Annotated in this window: 18 protein-coding genes and 1 pseudogene; 5 read left to right on the plus strand and 14 right to left on the minus strand. The window is 42.7% G+C overall.

The window, feature by feature from the left end; translation table 11 throughout:
- Positions 1-358: 358 nt before the first annotated feature.
- The gene (gene wrbA, locus FTU09_RS11260) at positions 359-955 is read right to left on the minus strand and encodes an NAD(P)H:quinone oxidoreductase (RefSeq protein WP_026438329.1); all 597 of its coding nucleotides are present in this window, start codon (positions 953-955) and stop codon (positions 359-361) included.
- Positions 956-1069: 114 nt separating this feature from the next.
- Between wrbA and FTU09_RS11265 the strand changes: the two genes are divergently transcribed.
- Positions 1070-2317, plus strand: coding sequence for a YihY family inner membrane protein (locus FTU09_RS11265; RefSeq protein WP_178866098.1), 1248 nt, complete (start codon positions 1070-1072; stop codon positions 2315-2317).
- A gap of 146 nt (positions 2318-2463) precedes the next feature.
- On the opposite strand, the gene FTU09_RS11270 is transcribed toward FTU09_RS11265, so the two are convergent.
- From FTU09_RS11270 to FTU09_RS11295, 6 genes are all read right to left on the minus strand, one after another.
- Positions 2464-3402, minus strand: a complete 939-nt coding sequence (locus FTU09_RS11270; RefSeq protein WP_136144062.1) for a DMT family transporter — start codon at positions 3400-3402, stop codon at positions 2464-2466.
- Positions 3403-3568: 166 nt separating this feature from the next.
- The gene (locus FTU09_RS11275) at positions 3569-3973 is read right to left on the minus strand and encodes a biopolymer transporter ExbD (protein WP_004976158.1); all 405 of its coding nucleotides are present in this window, start codon (positions 3971-3973) and stop codon (positions 3569-3571) included.
- Complete coding sequence (locus FTU09_RS11280) at positions 3973-4596, minus strand: MotA/TolQ/ExbB proton channel family protein (protein WP_096901723.1); 624 nt, start codon at positions 4594-4596, stop codon at positions 3973-3975. Before FTU09_RS11280 ends, FTU09_RS11275 begins: the two co-directional genes overlap by 1 nt.
- Before the next feature lie 20 nt (positions 4597-4616).
- Positions 4617-5408: an energy transducer TonB gene (locus tag FTU09_RS11285; protein WP_104853035.1), complete on the minus strand. Its 792-nt coding sequence runs from the start codon at positions 5406-5408 to the stop codon at positions 4617-4619.
- Positions 5409-5669: 261 nt separating this feature from the next.
- The gene (gene purU / locus FTU09_RS11290; protein WP_004976151.1) at positions 5670-6536 is read right to left on the minus strand and encodes a formyltetrahydrofolate deformylase; all 867 of its coding nucleotides are present in this window, start codon (positions 6534-6536) and stop codon (positions 5670-5672) included.
- 91 nt (positions 6537-6627) lie between these two features.
- Positions 6628-7329: a TetR/AcrR family transcriptional regulator gene (locus FTU09_RS11295; protein ID WP_004976150.1), complete on the minus strand. Its 702-nt coding sequence runs from the start codon at positions 7327-7329 to the stop codon at positions 6628-6630.
- A 117-nt stretch (positions 7330-7446) separates the two neighbouring features.
- Between FTU09_RS11295 and FTU09_RS11300 the strand changes: the two genes are divergently transcribed.
- The 4 genes from FTU09_RS11300 to FTU09_RS11315 all read left to right on the plus strand — a co-directional run bounded on the left by FTU09_RS11300 (position 7447) and on the right by FTU09_RS11315 (position 11341).
- Positions 7447-8895, plus strand: coding sequence for a coniferyl aldehyde dehydrogenase (locus FTU09_RS11300; RefSeq protein WP_004976148.1), 1449 nt, complete (start codon positions 7447-7449; stop codon positions 8893-8895).
- A gap of 163 nt (positions 8896-9058) precedes the next feature.
- Positions 9059-9295, plus strand: a complete 237-nt coding sequence (gene rpmB, locus FTU09_RS11305) for a 50S ribosomal protein L28 (protein WP_004976147.1) — start codon at positions 9059-9061, stop codon at positions 9293-9295.
- Between the two features lie 16 nt (positions 9296-9311).
- Positions 9312-9467, plus strand: a complete 156-nt coding sequence (gene rpmG, locus FTU09_RS11310) for a 50S ribosomal protein L33 (protein ID WP_004976146.1) — start codon at positions 9312-9314, stop codon at positions 9465-9467.
- 158 nt (positions 9468-9625) lie between these two features.
- Entirely contained in the window at positions 9626-11341 is a 1716-nt protein-coding gene (locus tag FTU09_RS11315) for a cation:proton antiporter (RefSeq protein ID WP_180061247.1), read from the plus strand.
- Between the two features lie 190 nt (positions 11342-11531).
- Here the strand turns inward: FTU09_RS11315 and FTU09_RS11320 are convergent, their stop codons facing one another.
- The 7 genes and pseudogenes from FTU09_RS11320 to topA all read right to left on the minus strand — a co-directional run bounded on the left by FTU09_RS11320 (position 11532) and on the right by topA (position 19463).
- Positions 11532-11810 (minus strand): hypothetical protein, encoded by a 279-nt coding sequence (locus FTU09_RS11320; RefSeq protein ID WP_131261040.1) that lies wholly within the window; start codon positions 11808-11810, stop codon positions 11532-11534.
- Positions 11811-11913: 103 nt separating this feature from the next.
- Positions 11914-12417, minus strand: a complete 504-nt coding sequence (locus FTU09_RS11325) for a DUF6586 family protein (RefSeq protein WP_179988458.1) — start codon at positions 12415-12417, stop codon at positions 11914-11916.
- 175 nt (positions 12418-12592) lie between these two features.
- Positions 12593-12847: an RNA-binding protein gene (locus tag FTU09_RS11330; protein WP_004976139.1), complete on the minus strand. Its 255-nt coding sequence runs from the start codon at positions 12845-12847 to the stop codon at positions 12593-12595.
- 79 nt (positions 12848-12926) lie between these two features.
- Positions 12927-14915, minus strand: coding sequence for an ATP-dependent helicase (locus tag FTU09_RS11335; RefSeq protein WP_180044360.1), 1989 nt, complete (start codon positions 14913-14915; stop codon positions 12927-12929).
- Positions 14916-15073: 158 nt separating this feature from the next.
- Positions 15074-15829: pseudogene (locus FTU09_RS11340) on the minus strand (hypothetical protein).
- 14 nt (positions 15830-15843) lie between these two features.
- Positions 15844-16812 (minus strand): NYN domain-containing protein, encoded by a 969-nt coding sequence (locus tag FTU09_RS11345; protein WP_180080364.1) that lies wholly within the window; start codon positions 16810-16812, stop codon positions 15844-15846.
- A gap of 11 nt (positions 16813-16823) precedes the next feature.
- Positions 16824-19463 carry a type I DNA topoisomerase gene (topA, locus tag FTU09_RS11350; RefSeq protein WP_180051881.1) on the minus strand — a complete coding sequence of 880 codons (2640 nt, stop codon included), beginning with the start codon at positions 19461-19463 and terminating at the stop codon, positions 16824-16826.
- Positions 19464-19468 lie beyond the last annotated feature (5 nt).

Consider the following 19468-nt stretch of genomic DNA (forward strand, 5'->3'; position numbering starts at 1 on the left):
GGCTAAAACTTTCTCAGATTGCGTTATGAAACTTAGCAATAATCTCGCTATTCCTTGCGTTTCATGCCTGATCTGCTCAGTTTTAGCCTACAGCGCAAGCCATTTATGAAATGTCAACAGACCCTAGCCTGCAAAAAAAATGCTGCGTGAACCGTGACAGAAAACTCTGCTTTTAAAGCGGTTATTAGACGTGAAAAGAGAAAAACTGAATATCACTGCAAATGGTGATTTTAGGTGAAAAGTGAACTTATTTTTTAGCACGCTCAATGCTACATAAGCCAATCGAATTCAAGTACAAAAGATAAAAGCGTAAAACGATATCCACATTTTACGCTTCATCTTAATTAAAGAAAGAATCTCACATGCCCTGTAATTTTTTTACCATTTCACCTAGGCGTTGTCCTTGCGCTTCACAAAGGATTTTTTCATCCTGACTCAAAGCCTGATCGTGGCGCGGGCCGCTCACATGCGTTGCACCATACGGCGTACCGCCCGTTTTGGTATTTGATAAAGCAGGATGCGCATTATGCAATCCCATAATCATCATTCCGTGGTGAAACAATGGAGGCAACATGGTCAATAAGGTACTTTCCTGTCCACCATGCATCGAACCCGATGAGGTAAAAACGCAGGCAGGTTTATTGTGCAATGCGCCATTCAGCCACAGACTAGTGGTTTGATCCCAGAAATATTTCATTTCAGATGCCATATTGCCAAAACGTGTAGGTGAACCTAAAGCCAAACCTGCACAATTGGCCAAGTCATCCAAAGTACAATAAATATCACCTTCGGCAGGAATACTTGGCTCTGCTTGTTGCACCACGGTCGAGATATTTGGCACAGTTCTAATTTTAACGGGCATGCCACTAGCCTCTACCCCGTTGGCAATTAAATGTGCCATTTCTTTGGTAGAACCATATTTACTAAAGTACAAAACCAGAATATATGCTTGCATCATGCTAAGAAATCAGACTAAAAATGAAAACTATACGGTATTTTGCTGCTTTTTTGGTTAAGCTTAACCATGAAAACAGATAAAGATGATTAAAAAAGTTGAGACAGCCACTGTATGATCGTTGAGTATTTAAAGAAACTGCCTTTTTATGACAAACAATGGTTTCAATTTGTCTTATTTGTGCTGCGTCGCTTTGAAGCAGATCGCTGCCGTGAACAAGCAGGCTCTTTAACCTACACTACCCTGTTTGCCGTTGTACCTATGCTCACCGTATTTTTGGTGATCATCTCATCCATTAAGGCACTCGAACCTGCACGGCAACAATTACAACAACTGATTTACAGCAACTTTTTACCTAAAACCACCATCGCCTTTGATAAAGCCTTAAATGCCTTTACCGACAAATCTAGCAACTTAACCGTCATCGGGATTTTGTTTTTATTCGTGACCACGGTGATGATGCTGACCAGTATTGAAACTGTGTTTAATCGAATTTGGCGGGTTAAGGAAACCCGTGGCGGTATTATGGGTTTTATGCGTTACTGGACCATTATCTCATTAGGCCCTATTTTACTGGGCAGTGCTTTTGTCATTTCCTCAACTTTGGCTTCTATGAATGTGCTGAGTAATAACTTTGCAGGTTATGAGCTCAATGGAGCATTTATTTTATGGCTGATTTCATTTGCCCTAACCATTTTAGGTTTTTTTATTCTGAATTGGACCATTCCCAACCGCAGTGTACCTATTAAAGCCGCATTAATTGCGGGGGGGTTCAGTGCTGTTGTATTTGAATTTTTGAAAAACCTGTTTGGTTTTATTATGTCCAACTTCACCAGTTATGAAATTATTTATGGTGCTTTTGCTGCCGTACCTATTTTCTTACTGTGGATTTTCCTGTCTTGGAATATTGTGCTGTTAGGTGTTGAAATTAGTTATGCCTTGACCGCTTTTGAAGCCAGTCGCGAAAAAAAATGCCATCCGCTGCTCATGCTATTGGACTTACTGGAATTGTTTTACAAAAAACAAATGCGCGGAGAAAGTGTCACTGAAGCTGAAGCCTTAGATGTATTGGGACGTAATGAAATTGGGCGCTGGCCGTCTTATGTGCTGATGCTAGAACAACAAAATTTAATTAAACGTACTGAAAATGATGAATTTGTTTTGGTGCGCAATTTATCTCAGGTAGATTTTTGGAGTTTTTATTCACAGCTACCGTATTCATTGCCACGTCGTCAGGACTTGGCCAATGTCTATCCTGATGATGAATGGATGCAAAAACTTGGCCCCGTACTCAGTGAAACCGATGACTATTTGGCTGCCAAATTGTCGATTCCGCTCTCTAAGATTTTTGAAGAAAAATAATCTTGTACGCGCTCGCTAGATTTTAAATATCACCCATCTTCAAATTTAAACCCGTATTGAGCTACTAGGTTATTTGAAGATGATTTTTACATGACAACATTGCTGATGTTGAGTCTTGCTCAAGTTCATGGAAAAGCTGCAAATACTTATTTTCTTTTTAGTACTTGGGTTTTATGTTTAAACCAACATTGAGCATTCACCATCAACACCCCCAGCATGACCAAAACAGCCCCAATCATAAAACTTTGGCTCAAGCTTTCATTCAACAACCATACACCAAACAATACGCCAAATAATGGCGTTAAAAATGAAAACACGCCTAAACTGGATGCTAAATATTGTTTCAGCAACCAAAACCAAGCGAGATAGCTAATAAACGAAATCAATACCGCATGAAAAATCAAACTGCCTATGGCTAAGGCTGTCCAATGAATTTCAGCCTGTCCCATCCACCATGCCATCGGCAGTAAAATCAAAAAACCACCCATCAATTGGTAAAACAAAGTTTGTGTTGCAGGGGCTTCCGATAAACGACTTAGACGTACCGCAACAGTTGTGGCTGCCCAAAGTATGCCTGCACTCAGCGCAAGTAAATCGCCAAAAAGCATCTGGCTGAAGTTTTGGTGGCTCTCTTGTTGCACAGTATCACGCCATAAAAAAGTCACCGCTATGCCAGCAAAAGACAACAGAATCCCGCCCCATTGCAAGCGAGATAAACGCTCTGCAGGTAGTTTCCAATGCAACGCTAAAGCCACAAAAATAGGCGCGGTATATAGTAAAACCACCACATGCGACGCAGAAGTATATTGAATCGCCTGCCCTAACATAAAAAATTCTGCGGCAAATAAAATACCCACCAATATGCCTGCAGGCAGATATTCAGTCGAAGCCCATTGTGTATTTCTTGCAAGCAATAACAAAGGCAACACCATCACAGCAGACAAGCCTGAACGCAGTGCCAATTGCATCAAGGGTGAAATATCTGCCGCAGCAACTTTTAGCACCACTTGTTGCAAACCCCAAAAAACACACAAAATTAGCATCATACTGCTGGCTTTTGCATCAAGTGCTTGGCGTGAACTCATGGCTGAACCTGATCTGAGATAAAAAATAGACTTTAAAGTAAGCAGCGGACTCAACCTAAATCTTTTGGATATTCAACATCATTGAGTACTTGAGGAGTTTTGGCATTATGCGCGACTTTGCATAAAAAAAGCGACCTAAATAGATCGCTAATTTTTAAGGATTAACTTAATCATCTGTTGCGAAAGCAATATCACTGAGTCCGGCTTCACTCGCACGTGACATCACTTGCGCCACAGTATCATAACGCGCATCTTTATCTGCTCTTAACACCACGGTTGGCTGTTGAGCTTGCTGACTAGCATCATTAAAGCGGGTTTGCAACTCATCTAAACTAATGATTTGATCATCCCACGCCACTTCACCATTGGCATTGATACTGACCTGAATTTGCTCAGGCGGTAAATCAACAATTTCTGCGCTGGTTTGCGGTAAGGTTAATGGTATAGATGGGTTGGCAACGGTCGCTGTCACCAAAAAGATGATCATCAATACCAACATAATGTCGATCAGGGGAATAAGGTTCATCTCATTCATGCCTGAATCGTTGTCTTCACCCAATTGAAAAGCCATTAAACCTGACCTCCCACTAAACTTTGTTGTGTTGCATTCACTTCAGTTCTTTGAACAGAAGAATCTTGTTGCAACATGGTGTCAATCAACAAACTATGTGCATGATCTTGCAAATTTGTAGATAAGGTACGGTTCACACGCGAACAAATGTTGTAAGCAATCACGGCAGGAATCGCCACCGCCAAACCGAAGCCCGTCATAATCAACGCTTCACCAACAGGCGTTGCCACTTGAGCCAATCCCGCCTGACCGCTTTTTCCAACCGCAACGAGTGCATGGAAAATACCCCAAACTGTACCAAACAAACCCACAAACGGTGCTAATGACGCAATTGTACCCAGTACCGATACGCCTTTTTCTGCCGATGCTTTTTCTACCGAAATTTGACGCAATAAGGCTTGCTCAGCAACCGCTTTACGCTGCTCAAAATTTAAGGGCACCAGTTTTGCTTTAAGCTGATTTAAAGCCTGTGACAGTTGAGCATAAGCTTGTTGCTTCAATTGGCGCGTGCCTATCAAACGTAATGCGAAGATGGTCCATGTCGCAATCGACATCGCCAATAACACGAAATACAGCGTTTTGCTGACTGCATCTGCGTGTTGCCAATAGACGGAAAAGTTCATACTCGAACTCCTGTTGAAGGTTAGCCGTTAGGGTTCAATGTCAATTCAAAAGGCTGCTCAGCACGAATTGGATAAGCCACGCCATTTTCTTTGTACGGTTTGAATTTTGCACTACGCACTGCGCGTAAAATCTTTTGATCTAAAGCAGGTACACCACTAGAACGCGTAATTTGAGCATCGGTGATCACGCCTTTTTCATTGGCTTCAATCCGAACCACCACGTTACGGGTTTCTCCCTGTAAATCACGATTGGTATAAGAAGGTTTTGGAGAACGACTCCATTGCACGCCTGAGCCGCCAATCGACACTGTTTTTGGAGCAGAAGGTGCGACAGGAGCAGGTGCTGGCGCAACAGGTGCAACTGTCGGTTTCGGTGCAGGCTGTACCACTTTAGTTTCAGTCACCGTTGCTACAGGTGCAGGTTGCACCACACGTTCGACTGGTTTTTCTACGGGCTTCGCCACGGGTTTAGGGGCTTCTGCTTTTTTAACTTGCTGTACTTTTTCTACTTTTTTCGGTGGCGGTGGCAACGGTTTTTCTACCACAGGCACTTCTTTTACAGGCTGAGGCTTGGGTTTTTCAGGCTGTGGTTCAGCCTTAGGTTGCGGTGGCAACGGTTTAGGCTGTTCTTGAATTTTTACAAAGCGTACTTTTAAAGGTTCTTTTTCTATGGGCTTTAAGGTCGGAGTTTGCATTTGCCCCAATGCCCACAACACACCGACATGACCTAATGCAACCACAGCTAAAGCCGTCACAACTTTCTTTTTCATGGCATTGGGCATTTGTAGCATAGCGTTGGGAGATTGGTTCATTAAAGTCAGCGACCTTCAAAAGCAATTGCCAAACCATCACAGTTCCGAACGATCAAACTGATCGGTTAGCACAATTAAAGTAACGCAATAATAAATGAGAAGTGTTTTCATTTGCAACTATTTTTTAATAACAAACGTGAATCATCCAATAAATTTACTATTTTAAAAACAGTTTAAATAAATGTTATAACATTACAATTTTAGCATAAAAAAACATGCCATGTCGGCATGTTTTAATTCGATTTTTAGATAGCTTTTGCCCTATTGAAATACAACAGTTTTGTTGCCATCTACAATAATACGGTCTTCCAAATGCCATTTAACTGCACGTGCCAGTACATTACGTTCCACATCCTGACCCAATTCACGCAGTTGATCTACCGTAAAGTCGTGGTTTACACGCTCTACATCTTGCTCAATGATCGGACCTTGATCTAGGTCTGCTGTTACATAGTGTGCAGTTGCACCAATCAGTTTTACGCCTTTTTCATAAGCTTGTTTATATGGATTTGCGCCCACGAAAGCAGGCAGGAATGAATGGTGAATATTGATCACTTTCATTTCCCACTTAGAGACAAACTCTTCATCCAAAATTTGCATATAACGCGCCAATACCAACAAATCATTGCCTTGCATCAATTCATCAATTTTAGCGTAAGCTTCACGTTTATTTTCTTTATTAACAGGCACTACTTCAAACGGAATACCAAAGTTTTCTACCGCTTCACGCAAGGTGTCATGGTTCGACACCACTTTGGTAATTTCACATGGTAAACCACCACGTGAATGACGCCATAATAGTTCGAGCAAAGCATGATCAACTTTAGACACCAAAATGCCGACTTTTTTCACATCGCTGACCAAAGCCAAACGCCATTGCATTTCATAACGCTCTGCCACGTTAGAAGCAAAGGTTTGCAATAAGCTTTCTTTACGGCTTTGCAAGTGATCCAGTTCAAACTCAACCCGCATGAAATAACGCCCGCCCTGAGCTTCTGTTGCGTATTGATCAAGCGCGGTAATGTTGGCTCCTTGATGATACAAAAAGCTCGATACAGCCTGCACAATACCTGGCTTATCTTCACAGGTAATCAGTAAACGTGCAGTATTCGCAGTCGTCATATTCATGTTGTTTTTAGTCACTACTTGGTTAAATTGAAAAACAAGCCGAGTATTCTAGCGCGTTTCTCAGACATTCTAAATAGCCATTCTCAGTCTCTTAGTCGGCTTGAGTATTTTTACTGGATGATAAACTCTCAAACAGTTCAGATGTGCCTAGTGTTTCTAGTAAACGCTCATAGGTTGCACGACTTTCACCCCGTAAATATGCCCCTTCAAGGAACAGCATTTGACGTAAAGCCTGCCAAATCCATTTTTCTTCCAAATGGTTTGAATCGGTAATGTGACCCGACATATATAAGAAGTTCGTCCAGTTGGTCAGCACAATCCAAATATTGATAATCAAGGCTTCAATTTCTGACTCAGTCATTTGCATCAGACCCGCATCCACAAAGGCCTGATAAATTTTTTGTCCCTGCTGCATGACCTGTCCTGCAAAACGTGGATACATTTTGCGGAAATCTTCATTGGTTTCGACCAAATGATAGACATCACGATGCAAAAAACGATAAGCCCACAGCTGACTACTGAGAACCTGAAAATAACGAATTTTGTCATTGGCATCTAAGCCACGATTTTCAGGCAAAGCCAGCATTTCTAAAGTTTCTTGCTGATATTGTTCCATCAGCTCTTTAATAATTTCGTTCTTATTGCGGAAGTGGTAATACAAGTTTCCTGGGCTCATGCCCAGTTCTGCCGCAATATGATTGGTTGTTACCGAACGCTCACCACGCTCGTTAAACAATTGCAAACTCAATTGCAAAATACGTTCTTTGGTTTTCAACGTTTTGGTTTGAGACATCCTAAAAACAACCATTCTTTAAAATTTGGGGGGCATGAAAACATAAAGTCACTTGACTGATTAGAGTAAATACTCTAAAAATTAACTTATATTGCTTTTATTGAATGGTAACATGCCATGAACAGTCAAACAAAAACAACTTCAATGACCCCACATTCACCCGATTTACAACGTCTGGATGATATTTTGGCATTGCAGAAATATGCCTATCAGCGTCATCCTGTCCCAAGTGCCAAAGAACGCATTGAACGCTTAGCCCGCTTAAAACGTGTGATTGTGAAATATCAGGATCAATTTGCCGAAGCCATTAACCGTGACTATGGCAACCGCGCCATTGCAGAAACCAAAATTGGTGAATTACTTACCTGCTTGGAACATATCAAATATTACAGCAAAAACCTGACCGACTGGATGAAGCCATCTAAACGTCAGGTTGGTATTATCCACCAACCTGCAAAAGCATGGGTACAGTATCAACCTTTAGGGGTAATTGGCATTATTGCACCTTGGAACTATCCGCTGCTGTTGTCTTTAGGCCCACTGATCTGTGCTTTGGCTGCAGGCAACCATGCCATGATCAAAATTTCCAGTGCTTCTGCGCATTTTGGTAAAGTACTGGAAAACGCCATGAGCGAAGCATTTCCACAGGAATTGGTGGCAGTAATTAATGGCGGCGGTATTATTTCCGATGCGTTCTGTCATTTGCCTTTTGACAAAATTATTTTCACAGGCTCTACCGAAGTCGGCAAAACTGTAATGGCTGCCGCGTCACAAAACCTTGTGCCTGTCATTTTAGAACTAGGTGGAAAATCCCCTGTTTTGGTGCATCCATCTAGCGATATGGTCGATGTAGCGCAGCGTATTGCGGTAGGTAAACTCTGGAATGCTGGACAAACCTGTGTTGCACCCGACTATATGTTCTTGCCTAAAGGCAAAACTGCCGAATTTATGGAGCATTTCGAACAATTTGTGACCGAAATGTATCCGCATATTCGTGATAACCAAGACTACACTTCTATTATTAATGACAAACAATATCGTCGCTTACAGGGCTATTTAGAAGATGCACGTGAGCGAGGTGCAAATATTATTGAAATTAATCCGCAAAGTGAAAATGTGGCTGCAACCCGTAAAATGGCACCAACGGTACTGACCAATGTCAGTCCAGACATGCAAATTATGCAAAATGAGATCTTTGGTCCAGTCCTGCCAATCTTAGAATATGAACAAATTGATGATGTAATCGAGTTTATTAATAGCCGACCGCGTCCTCTTGCTTTATACTATTTCGACTTTGATCAGGCGCGTGCCGACTATGTCGCACAGCGAACCCATTCAGGGCATTTCGGACTCAATACTGTATTGACCCACGTTGCACAAGATGACTTACCATTTGGTGGTGTTGGTGCATCGGGCATGGGGAAATATCACGGTCCAGAAGGTTTTTTCAGCTTGTCACATGAACGGTCGGTAATGTCTAATCCGAAGCTTTACAGCTTGAAGTTCATTCTCCCCCCATTTGATAAGCCGATTCATCGATTGATTTCGAAGACGCTTCTTCGTTAACTGATCAAGGCATGAGCTATCAAACACGCTCATGCTGTTTTTGAAGAAAATCGCTTGTCTTTTAAGCGTATTTTTGATATAAAACGCCCCTTGAATGAATTCATCCGTTTATTTTTGACTGGCCATACAGATTTGCTGTTGGCTAAATCAATGGAGTTACACCATGTCTAAGGTTTGCCAAGTTACCGGCAAGCGTCCAGTCGTTGGTAACAACGTCTCACACGCCAACAACAAAACTAAGCGCCGGTTCGAGCCGAACCTGCACAACCACCGTTTCTGGTTAGAAAGCGAAAAACGTTTCGTACGTCTTCGTTTAACCACTAAAGGTATGCGTATTATCGACAAATTGGGCATTGAAAAGGTTGTTGCTGACCTTCGTGCTCAAGGTCAAAAGATCTAAGTAAGGAGTCAGGACAATGCGTGATAAGATTCGCTTAGTTTCTACAGCTGGTACAGGTTATTTCTATACCACTACTAAAAACAAACGTACTATGCCGGAAAAAATGGAAATCAAAAAATTTGATCCAAAAATCCGTCAACACGTAGTTTTCAAAGAAGCTAAAATCAAATAATTTTAGCTTTTTTAAAAAACGACCTTATTCAGGTCGTTTTTTTTTGCACTTTTTTTGCCTAACTTGTTAAAATTTCCTCGTTTTCTTTTTTGGCACTATTTGTGCTTGTCTTATTTCAGTCTTTTGACCGCACCTTCACCATGGCTTAGGAGTTTCTCGTGCCTCATGATGTAGAACTCATCATCTTACTTGCCGTTGGTTTTAGCTTGGCACTGGTATTTGGCTATATCGCTGCGCGCTTACGCCTTCCACCGCTTATGGGCTATCTGATTGCAGGTGTCATCATTAGTCCCAACACACCGGGCATTGTGGCAGATATTCATCTTGCCAACCAATTGGCAGAACTTGGGGTCATGTTCCTCATGTTCGGTGTTGGCATGCATTTCTCGCTAAATGATTTAATGCAGGTACGACGCATTGCTTTGCCTGGTGCAGTATTGCAGATCGCCGTGGCGACCCTGCTCGGTGTAGGCGTGTCGATGATGTGGGGTTGGAGTTTTGGTTCTGCCTTAATTTTTGGCTTGAGTCTGTCTTGTGCCAGTACCGTTGTGCTCTTAAAAGCATTGGGTGATCGTGGCCTGCTCGACTCCGTGAACGGTAAAATTGCCGTAGGCTGGTTGTTAGTTGAAGACTTAGTGATGGTCTTAGCATTGGTGCTTTTGCCTGCCACAGCTGTATTACTGGGTGGACAAGCTATCGACAATGCCAGTGATGAAAATATTTGGCTAACACTCGGACTGACTTTATTAAAAGTTTCAGGCTTTATTGCCTTTATGCTGATTGTTGGCAAACGCCTTGTGCCCTTCATTATGCAAATTGTGGCTCGCTTAGGCTCGCGGGAACTGTTTACCCTGACTGTGGTCGCTGCTGCGGTATCAATTGCCTTTGGTGCTTATAAAATCTTTGGCGTGTCGATGGCACTTGGGGCGTTCTTTGCGGGGATGGTGGTCAAAGAATCTGATTTCAGTCATCGCGCCGAAGAAGAAACTTTACCCTTACGTGAAGTTTTCTCCATTCTATTTTTCGTTGCTGTGGGCATGCTGTTTGACCCGCGTATTCTGATAGAAGAACCACTGCACGTTTTAGCGGTCGTCGGCATTATCATGGTGGGTAAAACCATTGCAGCCATGGCATTGGTCTTGTTCTTCCGCTATCCACTCAATACAGCCTTGACCGTAGGCGCGAGCTTGGCACAAATTGGTGAGTTTTCCTTTATTTTGGCAACGCTAGGTGTATCTTTACAACTGCTGTCACTAGAAGGACAAAACCTGATTTTAGCAGGCGCACTCATTTCAATTACCCTCAATTCCTTTGTTTTTTCTGCGATTGAGCCTGTGCAAAACTGGATTCGGGAACGCTCTTATTTGGCGCGTTTGCTTGAACGCAGCAATGACCCTTTAGCCATGCTGCCCGATGAAGTTTCTCAAGATTATTTACGTGATCAGGTGGTGATTGTTGGACATGGTGAAGTCGGACGCCGCATTACTCAAAATTTAATGGCTGAAAATATTAAGGTCGTGATTGCGGAAGAAAACCGTGAAATTGTCGAAGACTTACGCGAAAAAGGCATTGCTGCAGTCAGCGGCATTGCCACAGAAACGGGTGTACTGATTCAGGCACATATTCAACATGCACGACTACTCGTTCTCTCGCCTATGGACATTTTGGATATTCATAAAATTGTGGATATTGCCAAAACCCTAAACCCTGAAATTCAGGTTTTGGTGTGTGCAGAAAGCAAAGCCGAAGCGGAAGTAATTCGTAAAGACAACATTGGTGAAGTGTATTTTGCCAAAGAAGAAATGGCGAAAAATATGAGCAATTATATTTTAAATCAAATTGAAATTGCCCATCATCAGCCACCAACGCATTGAGCATCATTCATCTAAAACCCATAGCCAAAATCACAAAAAGCGCACCGTTTAAGCTGCGCTTTTTTGTTGATGTATAGATTGGCTTTCACTGTGTTGATGAAAAACTATCTAATACTGTCCATGATTTTAACCAAAGCAGATAGACAATCTATTCATTAAAGATAGCTCATCACCGAAAGACCTTTTCGGATTAACTCATAAATTGCGGCTGTTCATCCACAATTTCGGCATGCCATTCATTGACCTGCTTTTCCAACAAGCCAAATAATGCCGCCTGAATCATGTGCTGTGCCACAACAGCCGTCTGATCGCCCAATATGGCTTTGACTTCGTCATTAAACTGGATTTTGACCAATGGCTCTTTCTCTGAGCCTGCATTACGCAATGCCAACTCGCCACCTTCAAGCTGAACCAGCTCTAAAATTGCTTCCTGATTACCAAATAATTCTTTCAATTGCTCTATAGACATATATCCTCCATGCTCGACATGGCGGCAAAGGCGCTTGCACTTTGCATCGTTCAGAATATTTATATCGGGCTGATCAGATTTTTTTCAAGGGCGTTTGGTCGGCTTAAAATTCCACCATTTCATTACGAAAACCATCAATCAACTGGGTTAAGTCACGATGCCATTCGCGCAAAATTTTCGTATCTGGTAGCCATGCTTGCGGAGATTGCGTGACTTTAATAATCAAATTGGATGACGTTTCCTGTTCAGGTTCTGGTGCACTTGGCTCGGGCGTGTACTGACATAAACGATAAGCGCGCTTTAACTCTGCAATAAAACCCGATTTGCTCAGTTGCTCCAAAATTGCCACTTCAGGGGAAATCTGCCCTTTGGCTGCCATCAATTCTTCAATTGATTTAAGGGTTGGATTACTGTCATTTAAACGATAATACCGCACCAATTCCTGCAAAAAAGCCAGCACCGCGCCATTTAAATGAAACACCGCAGCTTCACGATGTGCCTGCGCTTGCTGAACATGCTCGGTTTGCTCGGCCTGCTGACATGAAAGACGGGCGAAATATAATTTCTGATTGGTACGATCTGCATGAAAACGAGCAACACGGGACATGAGCATTTCCTCAATTTAGCGTTCTAAGAAGCTTAGATTAAACCGATTTTCCTGCAACACCCAATAAAAAATACACTATTTTTACTGCGATAAAATCGCGCACCAATGCAGTGCCAATCTCGTATTTTTACTAAAAATCACGCATAAAAAAGGAGCATTTTTTGCTCCCTTTGAACTATTTTGATGCAGGTTTATCTTCTGCTGCTTTGACACGTATTCCATGACCATGCAGACGCAAAGTATTCAGCGCTTTAATGGCTTTTACTGCCTCACGTGCATGTGGCATTTCTACAAATGCAAAACCTTTAGATTTTCCTGTTGCAGCATCCAACACCAAATTACAAGATTCTACAGTGCCATATTCCTGAAAAAGCTTTAACAATTCTTCTTCAGTCACTGTACGCTCTAAACTACGAACTAAAATTTTCATCTTACAACCTTAAAATAGGCAAAAAACATCAAAAAGCACTCGCCTACTCTACTTTTTGCAGGAAACCTTGTGGCATAGTTTAATCGAGATCAATGCCAAAATCTAAATTAATCGCTTGGCGTTCCACCAAGGCACTTTTCACAGTTTGCTGACGGGTACGGTGATGAGTTTCCATCGTACACAACTGCCGTGTCAGATCATTCAAAAAATAACTGTCCAGTTTGCGCCCTTGTTCATCTACCGTATCACGCGCCCATAAATTAAAATTTTGCTTGGTTAAAATCAGTTCATTTTGGGCACGGGTCAAAGCCACGTACAGCACTCGACGTTCTTCTTCAATATCATCAAAACTGCCCTGCGCCCGTGCATGCGGGTACTGCCCTGCAGTCACATTCGCCACATAACAGACTTTTTGCTCCGTACCTTTGGCAGAATGGATGGTGATTAAAGTGACCACATCGGTATCGGACTGGCGTTCAATTTCAGAAATAGACACAGGATCGAGCACATATTCTTCTAAAAACTCACTTAACTGCGCATGCTTACCCGCCAGTTGTTGCACCAACTGAAAATCACCCTGACGACGATTCCAGTCTTTTTTATAGTTATCAGCCAATTGTTCCTGAATCGCTTCAATGCCTAAACCGACGCAAGCTGCAACTTCATGGCGTAAGACATCCATTTGCTTCATGATCAATAAAGTTTTTTCTGGCAAGCGTCCAAATTTTTCCAGCTTTTCAATCACCTTATCCATTGTGGGTTCAAGTAACAATTGCTGCGCCAACTTACTCGCACCGACATCACCCACGCCATTCCATAAAGTGAGAAAACGCATCCATGCAATATCATCTAAAGGATTGGCAATAACGCGCAATAAACTAAGTAAGTCTTTCACATGCGCAGTTTCCAAGAGCTTCATGCCGCCAATAAAACGATACGGCACACTTGCCGCAATACAGGCGGCTTCAATATGTCGCGCTGCAAAACTCGAACGCACCAAGACCATGTGATCTGACCACGGCGCGCCTTGCAAGAAATGTCGCTCTTTAATATCAATCGCAATCCATTTGGCTTCATCAAATTCATTCGGGAAAATATGCATTTTGGGTTTGATGCCATCACCACGATGCGCCTGCAACCGTTTGTTATAGCGAATCTCACTTTGATCTAACAACCAATTGGACAGGTCTAAAATTTCCTGCGTAGAACGGTAATTTTGCTCTAATTTGAAAATTTGAGCATTGGGTACGCGCTCTGTGAAATGATGAATATTTTCAAAATCTGCACCACGGAAACCATAAATCGATTGTGCATCATCGCCCACACAAAACAAACTGACCCGATCTTTTAAAGGCTCAAGCAAAGCCCATTGCAAAGGATTGGTGTCCTGCATTTCATCGACCAGAAGATGCTGACAAATTGACGCGACATAATCGACCAGACCTTCCGACTGCGCCAATGCCGATGCCACCACAGCCAAAATATCGTCATAATCGAGAAAGCCACGTGCGCGTTTACGGCTTTCATATTCCTGCATAATTTCAGCAATTTGATCTTTCAGTGCCAAATATTCAGGCTGTTGCTTTTCTAAAGCCACACTCAGTTTTTGACGGGTATTCCGCGCAAAAGAATACAAATCACATAATTCTTGAGGCTTGGGTAACTGACTTGGATTTTTCTTATCATCTTTTCCACGAATGAGGCGAAACATCATCAACTGATCATCACGATCAATAATTGAAAACTGCTCTAAGCCAAAGGCTTTAGGAGTACGGCGTAACAGATACATACAAAAAGTATGAAAGGTCGAAGCACGTAAGCCTTTGGCTTGCTCGCCCAGCGCTAGCTCCACCCGTGCGACAATTTCACTCGCCGCACGACGGGTAAAGGTCAAAATTTGAATTTGATTGGCTGGAATACCCTGATCAATCAAGTACGCTGCACGTGCCACAATGGTTTTGGTTTTGCCACAGCCTGCGCCAGCCAAGACCAGACTATGTTGATGTGCTGTCGTGGCTGCTTGTTTTTGCTGGGGATTCAATTCATCAATTAGGCTGGCTAAACTCATAGTGACTCATCGTAGTGGGTGGATGAATAGTTTAACAGATCGGTTTAGGAATAAACCCATGAATATAAATGGCTCAATTCATACTCAAGTCATGCTCAAGCACATACTTTTACACAGGTTATATTGTGGAGATGTGGATAAGTACATGCTTATCCACATTATTTCCAGCCCAATTCTATGGCAGTGATTTCGTTAATACGTGTCTGTTGTAACGATTCAGGCATTTTACTTTTGCTTTGCGAAAGTGGCACATAACCCGCCATCAGTTCAGCCTGTCGTTGTGGATACAATGGTTGCTGATTTGGGTCTGCATAACCAATCGGATAAATCGGCTGACCTGTGCTTAAATCATATTTATCTGTGGCACCAAAGGTATGCAGTAATTCATGCACCATCACCATGGTATTACGCTCACTGTGTGCAGCAGAAGCAAATAAATTCACCGAGCCAATTTTACCTTTTTGTAAAGCGGTGGAATGCTTCAAAATTTGAGTTTGACTCGGATCATAATAATTCAGGTACAGCGTCACGGTTGCCGTACCATCACTGCTTTGTCGTTGCTGCCAAGCGTAAAATCGGAACTTTAAACTCCAAAGTACAGTATTAAGTAGTGATGCCTGCTCAGGCACTTTTGGTGGCAACTGCTTTAATTCTCGCCCCTGTTTGAAATAAAGCGCAATGGGTTGCCCACGGTACTGCAAAGAAGCTTGTTTTAGATAGTCTTAAGCAGAATTTAAATTATTGATATTTAATGTATTGATATAGTTTTGGGTATTTGATCGTCCATCGGCATTGATTGGGTGTAACAATACGATGATGGGCTTATTCCAGTCTTGGCTCTGATCACGCCAAGCATTGACTGCAACGACCAGCAAAACCAGCAATAAGCATAAAATTCGGATTTTTTTCCACATGAATTAGGACAACATTAAGACATCAGCTTGCCGACTTTAACACGATTGTGATCACTGGAAAATTCCAACCAACCACTGTGTATTGAAAGTATAGCTGACTGTGTATTTTCAAATCCCTGATTTTGAATATTAAAGTAGGGATCATTTTGTTCGATATGTTGAATAATCTCGGAAATTTTTGCCCAACCTGCCTGATCTGCAAGTTGCTGAATGGTTTTTTGGACAAGTTTGACAAACGTACTAAAACTACGCTTTCTCAAATACATCTGACTGCCCTGTAATTTGGTTTCAAATAAACCCAAGGCTTTAATTAAACCAGAGAGTTTATCGTAACCATAGTTTCGGGTGTCAAAGTCGGGCTTGACCGAGCTGATATACGTACCAATTGCCCCTAAATAAGCCCAACCACTATCATCGGCATTTTCTTTGACCGCTTTATAAATCAGGTTCAAGGTGTATTTATCTATGCTGAGTGCAACATCGGTAACTTTATTATTTTTCCCTTTCTGATCAGATTCTTCTGCTACCGCAGCTTTTTCAGCTTCGGACACCAAGTTTTCTACATAAATAAATTTATCGCAGGCTTTACGAAAAGCTTCAGGCGTATTACTACGCCCAAAACCATAAACGATTAAACCACTTTCACGAATGCGAGAGGCTAAAGGCGTGAAATCACTGTCGCTAGATACAATACAAAAACCATCTAAAGCACCGCTATACAACAAATCCATGGCATCGATAATTAAAATCATATCGGTGGTATCTTTGCTTTTGGTATAAGCAAATTGCTGTACAGGCGTAATGGCGTGCGGTAAAAGTACATCACGCCAATTTTTTAGACTTTCGCTGCTCCAGTCACCATACACGCGCTTTACACTGGCGATGCCATACTTCGCCACTTCTTCCAATACAGACTCAATCGAGTTGACCGATGAGTTATCTGCATCGATTAAAATGGCGAATTTTTTTGGCTTCAACTCCATAACAGATCGTGTTAAGCCTCAACCCATTTACCATCTTGGTAAACCAATGACCATTTGGTTTGTTTGCCTTCAGGCGTTTCCGAACCAATATATTGCGCTTGATTCTTACGGCTGAATTTCACTAATGTTGGATTACCCTCTGGGTCTGCATCAGGTGCTTGCAAAATAAATTGATATTTTGGATCAAGCTGTTCTGCAACTGTGCGTAATTCCGCGACTTTCGGTGCACGGGTTTCACGTACTTTCGGGAACTTACTGGCTGCCAAGAACAAGCCTGCTGCACCATCACGCAACACAAAGAAATCATCGTGTTTGGTTGAACGTAAATGTTCCATTTTAATTGGATCAACACGCGGTGGCGCAGGCTGACCATTCTTGAGTACTTTTCGCGTGTTTTCACAGCTGGTGCAGGCAAAATAAGGGCCAAAACGACCTGTTTTCAACTGCATTTCGCCATCGCACTTGTCACACGGAATGGTTGGGCCATCATAGCCTTTAATTTTGAACTCGCCTTCTTCTAGCTCAAAACCTGCACAGTCTGGGTTATTCCCACAAATGTGCAGTTTACGACCACCATCAATCACATAGCTGTCCATGGCAGTTTCGCAAATTGGACAGCGTTTTTTAGACATCAAATCTGCAGTTTCAGCGGTATCATCATCCGACAATACAGCAAGCGACTCGACAGGAGTTAGGTTCAGAGTTCCCTTGCAACGTTCTTTCGGTGGCAAGTTATAGCCTGAACATCCCAAGAATACCCCTGTTGTACCTGTACGAATCTGCATTGGACGTGAACATTCTTTACAATGCACGGCATCAACCTCTACAGGTAGATTACGGCGCATGCCTTGTTCGCCCTGTGCATTGGTCAAACGCTGCTTGAAGTCACCATAAAAACTGTTGAGTAAGTCTTTCCAGTTACGTTCTCCATCTGCAACTTTATCCAGCTGACCTTCCAAGTCTGCTGTAAAATCGTAGTTCATCAGGTTATTAAAACTTTCATCCAGACGATCTGTAACAATCTCACCCATTTTTTCGGCAAACAGACGACGGTTTTCCAGTTTGACATAACCACGGTCTTGAATAGTTGAAATAATCGCAGCATAGGTCGATGGACGTCCAATACCTTTTTTCTCAAGCTCTTTCACCAAAGAGGCTTCGGTAAAACGCGCAGGCGGTTTGGTAAAGTGTTGTGATGGATCAAGCTTCTCTAATTTAAGAATTTCACCGACTTTAACTGCAGGCAGTAACACATCATCATCCGATTTGTTTTGCCCACGCACTTTGGTAAAGCCATCAAAAACCAGCGTACGACCTTTGGCTTTTAACTCGACACCATTGGCATCAACCAAAATGGTCGATGATAAATATTCGGCTGGTGTCATTTGGCAAGCGACGAACTGACGCCAAATCAGATCATATAAACGCTGTGCATCGCGCTCTACACCCACCAAACTGTCGCCTTTAAGCGCAACATTAGATGGACGAATCGCTTCGTGCGCTTCTTGTGCGCCTGCTTTATTGCCATAACGATTTGGTTTAGCAGGCAGATATTTTTGACCAAACTCCGCTTCAATATGCGTACGCACCATATTGACCGCGTCATCACTCAGGAAGGTCGAGTCTGTACGCATATAGGTGATAAAACCTGCCTCATACAAACGCTGTGCTAGCATCATGGTTTTCTTGACTGAAAAACCAAGACGGGTACTCGCAGCCTGTTGCAGCGTTGACGTGATATACGGCGCACTTGGGTTGACTTTGGTCGGCTTATCTTCACGTGCAGATACGGTGTATTGCGCATCTTTAATCAAGTTCAGTAAAGCATCGGTTTCAGCTTTGTTGCGTAACTTGAGGGTTTTACCCGCTTGCTTAACCGCTTCTAGACGAATGTCATCTTTTTCAGATTTAGTATCTGCAAAGACTTGCCAATATTCTTCGGGTACAAAGGCGCGAATTTCACGCTCGCGCTCCACAACCAGCTTCACCGCAACTGACTGCACTCGTCCTGCCGATAAACCACGGGCAATTTTTTCCCAGAGCAGTGGCGAAATCATAAAACCCACCACGCGATCTAAGAAACGACGTGCCTGTTGGGCATTGACTTTGTTGGTATCTAAACGCGCAGGATGCTTAAAGGCTTCTTGAATCGCATTTTTGGTAATTTCGTTAAACACGACACGTTGATAACGTGAGTCATCTCCACCAATGACTTCTTTTAAGTGCCACGCAATCGCTTCCCCTTCACGGTCCAAGTCCGTTGCGAGATAGACTTCATCGACCTGCGATGCCAGTTTTTTTAATTCAGCGACTACATTTTCTTTGCCTGGCAGCACTTCATAGTGTGCTTTCCAGTCATGTTCAGGATCAACCCCCATACGGTTGACTAATGCTTGTTGAGCTTTTTCAGCTTTCTGAGCCTCGGTCAGTTTGGTTCGGGTGGTGGTTTTCTTTTCTGTGGTTTTTGCGCCACCACTGGTTGGCAAATCACGCACGTGACCGACCGAAGACTTCACAATGTAGTCCGAACCAAGATATTTATTGATTGTTTTCGCTTTTGCAGGCGACTCCACAATCACTAAAGCACGTTTGTGACCAGCTTCAGATTTGGCTGCAGTGCTTTTGGATGTGGACCGAGGAGCGTTCGCCATAAGTA

Origin of the sequence: Acinetobacter sp. YH12058 (genome assembly GCF_013419805.1) — a bacterium.
GTDB classification, from domain to species: domain Bacteria; phylum Pseudomonadota; class Gammaproteobacteria; order Pseudomonadales; family Moraxellaceae; genus Acinetobacter; species Acinetobacter towneri.

Coding starts and splice junctions, on each gene's coding strand:
- wrbA (WP_026438329.1), bottom strand. CDS start 955: ATGCAAGCATATATTCTGGTTTTGTACTTTAGTAAATATGGTTCTACC.
- FTU09_RS11270 (WP_136144062.1), bottom strand. CDS start 3,402: ATGAGTTCACGCCAAGCACTTGATGCAAAAGCCAGCAGTATGATGCTA.
- rpmB (WP_004976147.1), top strand. CDS start 9,059: ATGTCTAAGGTTTGCCAAGTTACCGGCAAGCGTCCAGTCGTTGGTAAC.
- FTU09_RS11335 (WP_180044360.1), bottom strand. CDS start 14,915: ATGAGTTTAGCCAGCCTAATTGATGAATTGAATCCCCAGCAAAAACAA.
- FTU09_RS11345 (WP_180080364.1), bottom strand. CDS start 16,812: ATGGAGTTGAAGCCAAAAAAATTCGCCATTTTAATCGATGCAGATAAC.
- rpmG (WP_004976146.1), top strand. CDS start 9,312: ATGCGTGATAAGATTCGCTTAGTTTCTACAGCTGGTACAGGTTATTTC.
- FTU09_RS11320 (WP_131261040.1), bottom strand. CDS start 11,810: ATGTCTATAGAGCAATTGAAAGAATTATTTGGTAATCAGGAAGCAATT.
- FTU09_RS11275 (WP_004976158.1), bottom strand. CDS start 3,973: ATGGCTTTTCAATTGGGTGAAGACAACGATTCAGGCATGAATGAGATG.
- FTU09_RS11330 (WP_004976139.1), bottom strand. CDS start 12,847: ATGAAAATTTTAGTTCGTAGTTTAGAGCGTACAGTGACTGAAGAAGAA.
- FTU09_RS11285 (WP_104853035.1), bottom strand. CDS start 5,408: ATGAACCAATCTCCCAACGCTATGCTACAAATGCCCAATGCCATGAAA.
- FTU09_RS11295 (WP_004976150.1), bottom strand. CDS start 7,329: ATGTCTCAAACCAAAACGTTGAAAACCAAAGAACGTATTTTGCAATTG.
- FTU09_RS11325 (WP_179988458.1), bottom strand. CDS start 12,417: ATGTCCCGTGTTGCTCGTTTTCATGCAGATCGTACCAATCAGAAATTA.
- FTU09_RS11280 (WP_096901723.1), bottom strand. CDS start 4,596: ATGAACTTTTCCGTCTATTGGCAACACGCAGATGCAGTCAGCAAAACG.
- topA (WP_180051881.1), bottom strand. CDS start 19,463: ATGGCGAACGCTCCTCGGTCCACATCCAAAAGCACTGCAGCCAAATCT.
- FTU09_RS11300 (WP_004976148.1), top strand. CDS start 7,447: ATGAACAGTCAAACAAAAACAACTTCAATGACCCCACATTCACCCGAT.
- FTU09_RS11265 (WP_178866098.1), top strand. CDS start 1,070: ATGATCGTTGAGTATTTAAAGAAACTGCCTTTTTATGACAAACAATGG.
- purU (WP_004976151.1), bottom strand. CDS start 6,536: ATGAATATGACGACTGCGAATACTGCACGTTTACTGATTACCTGTGAA.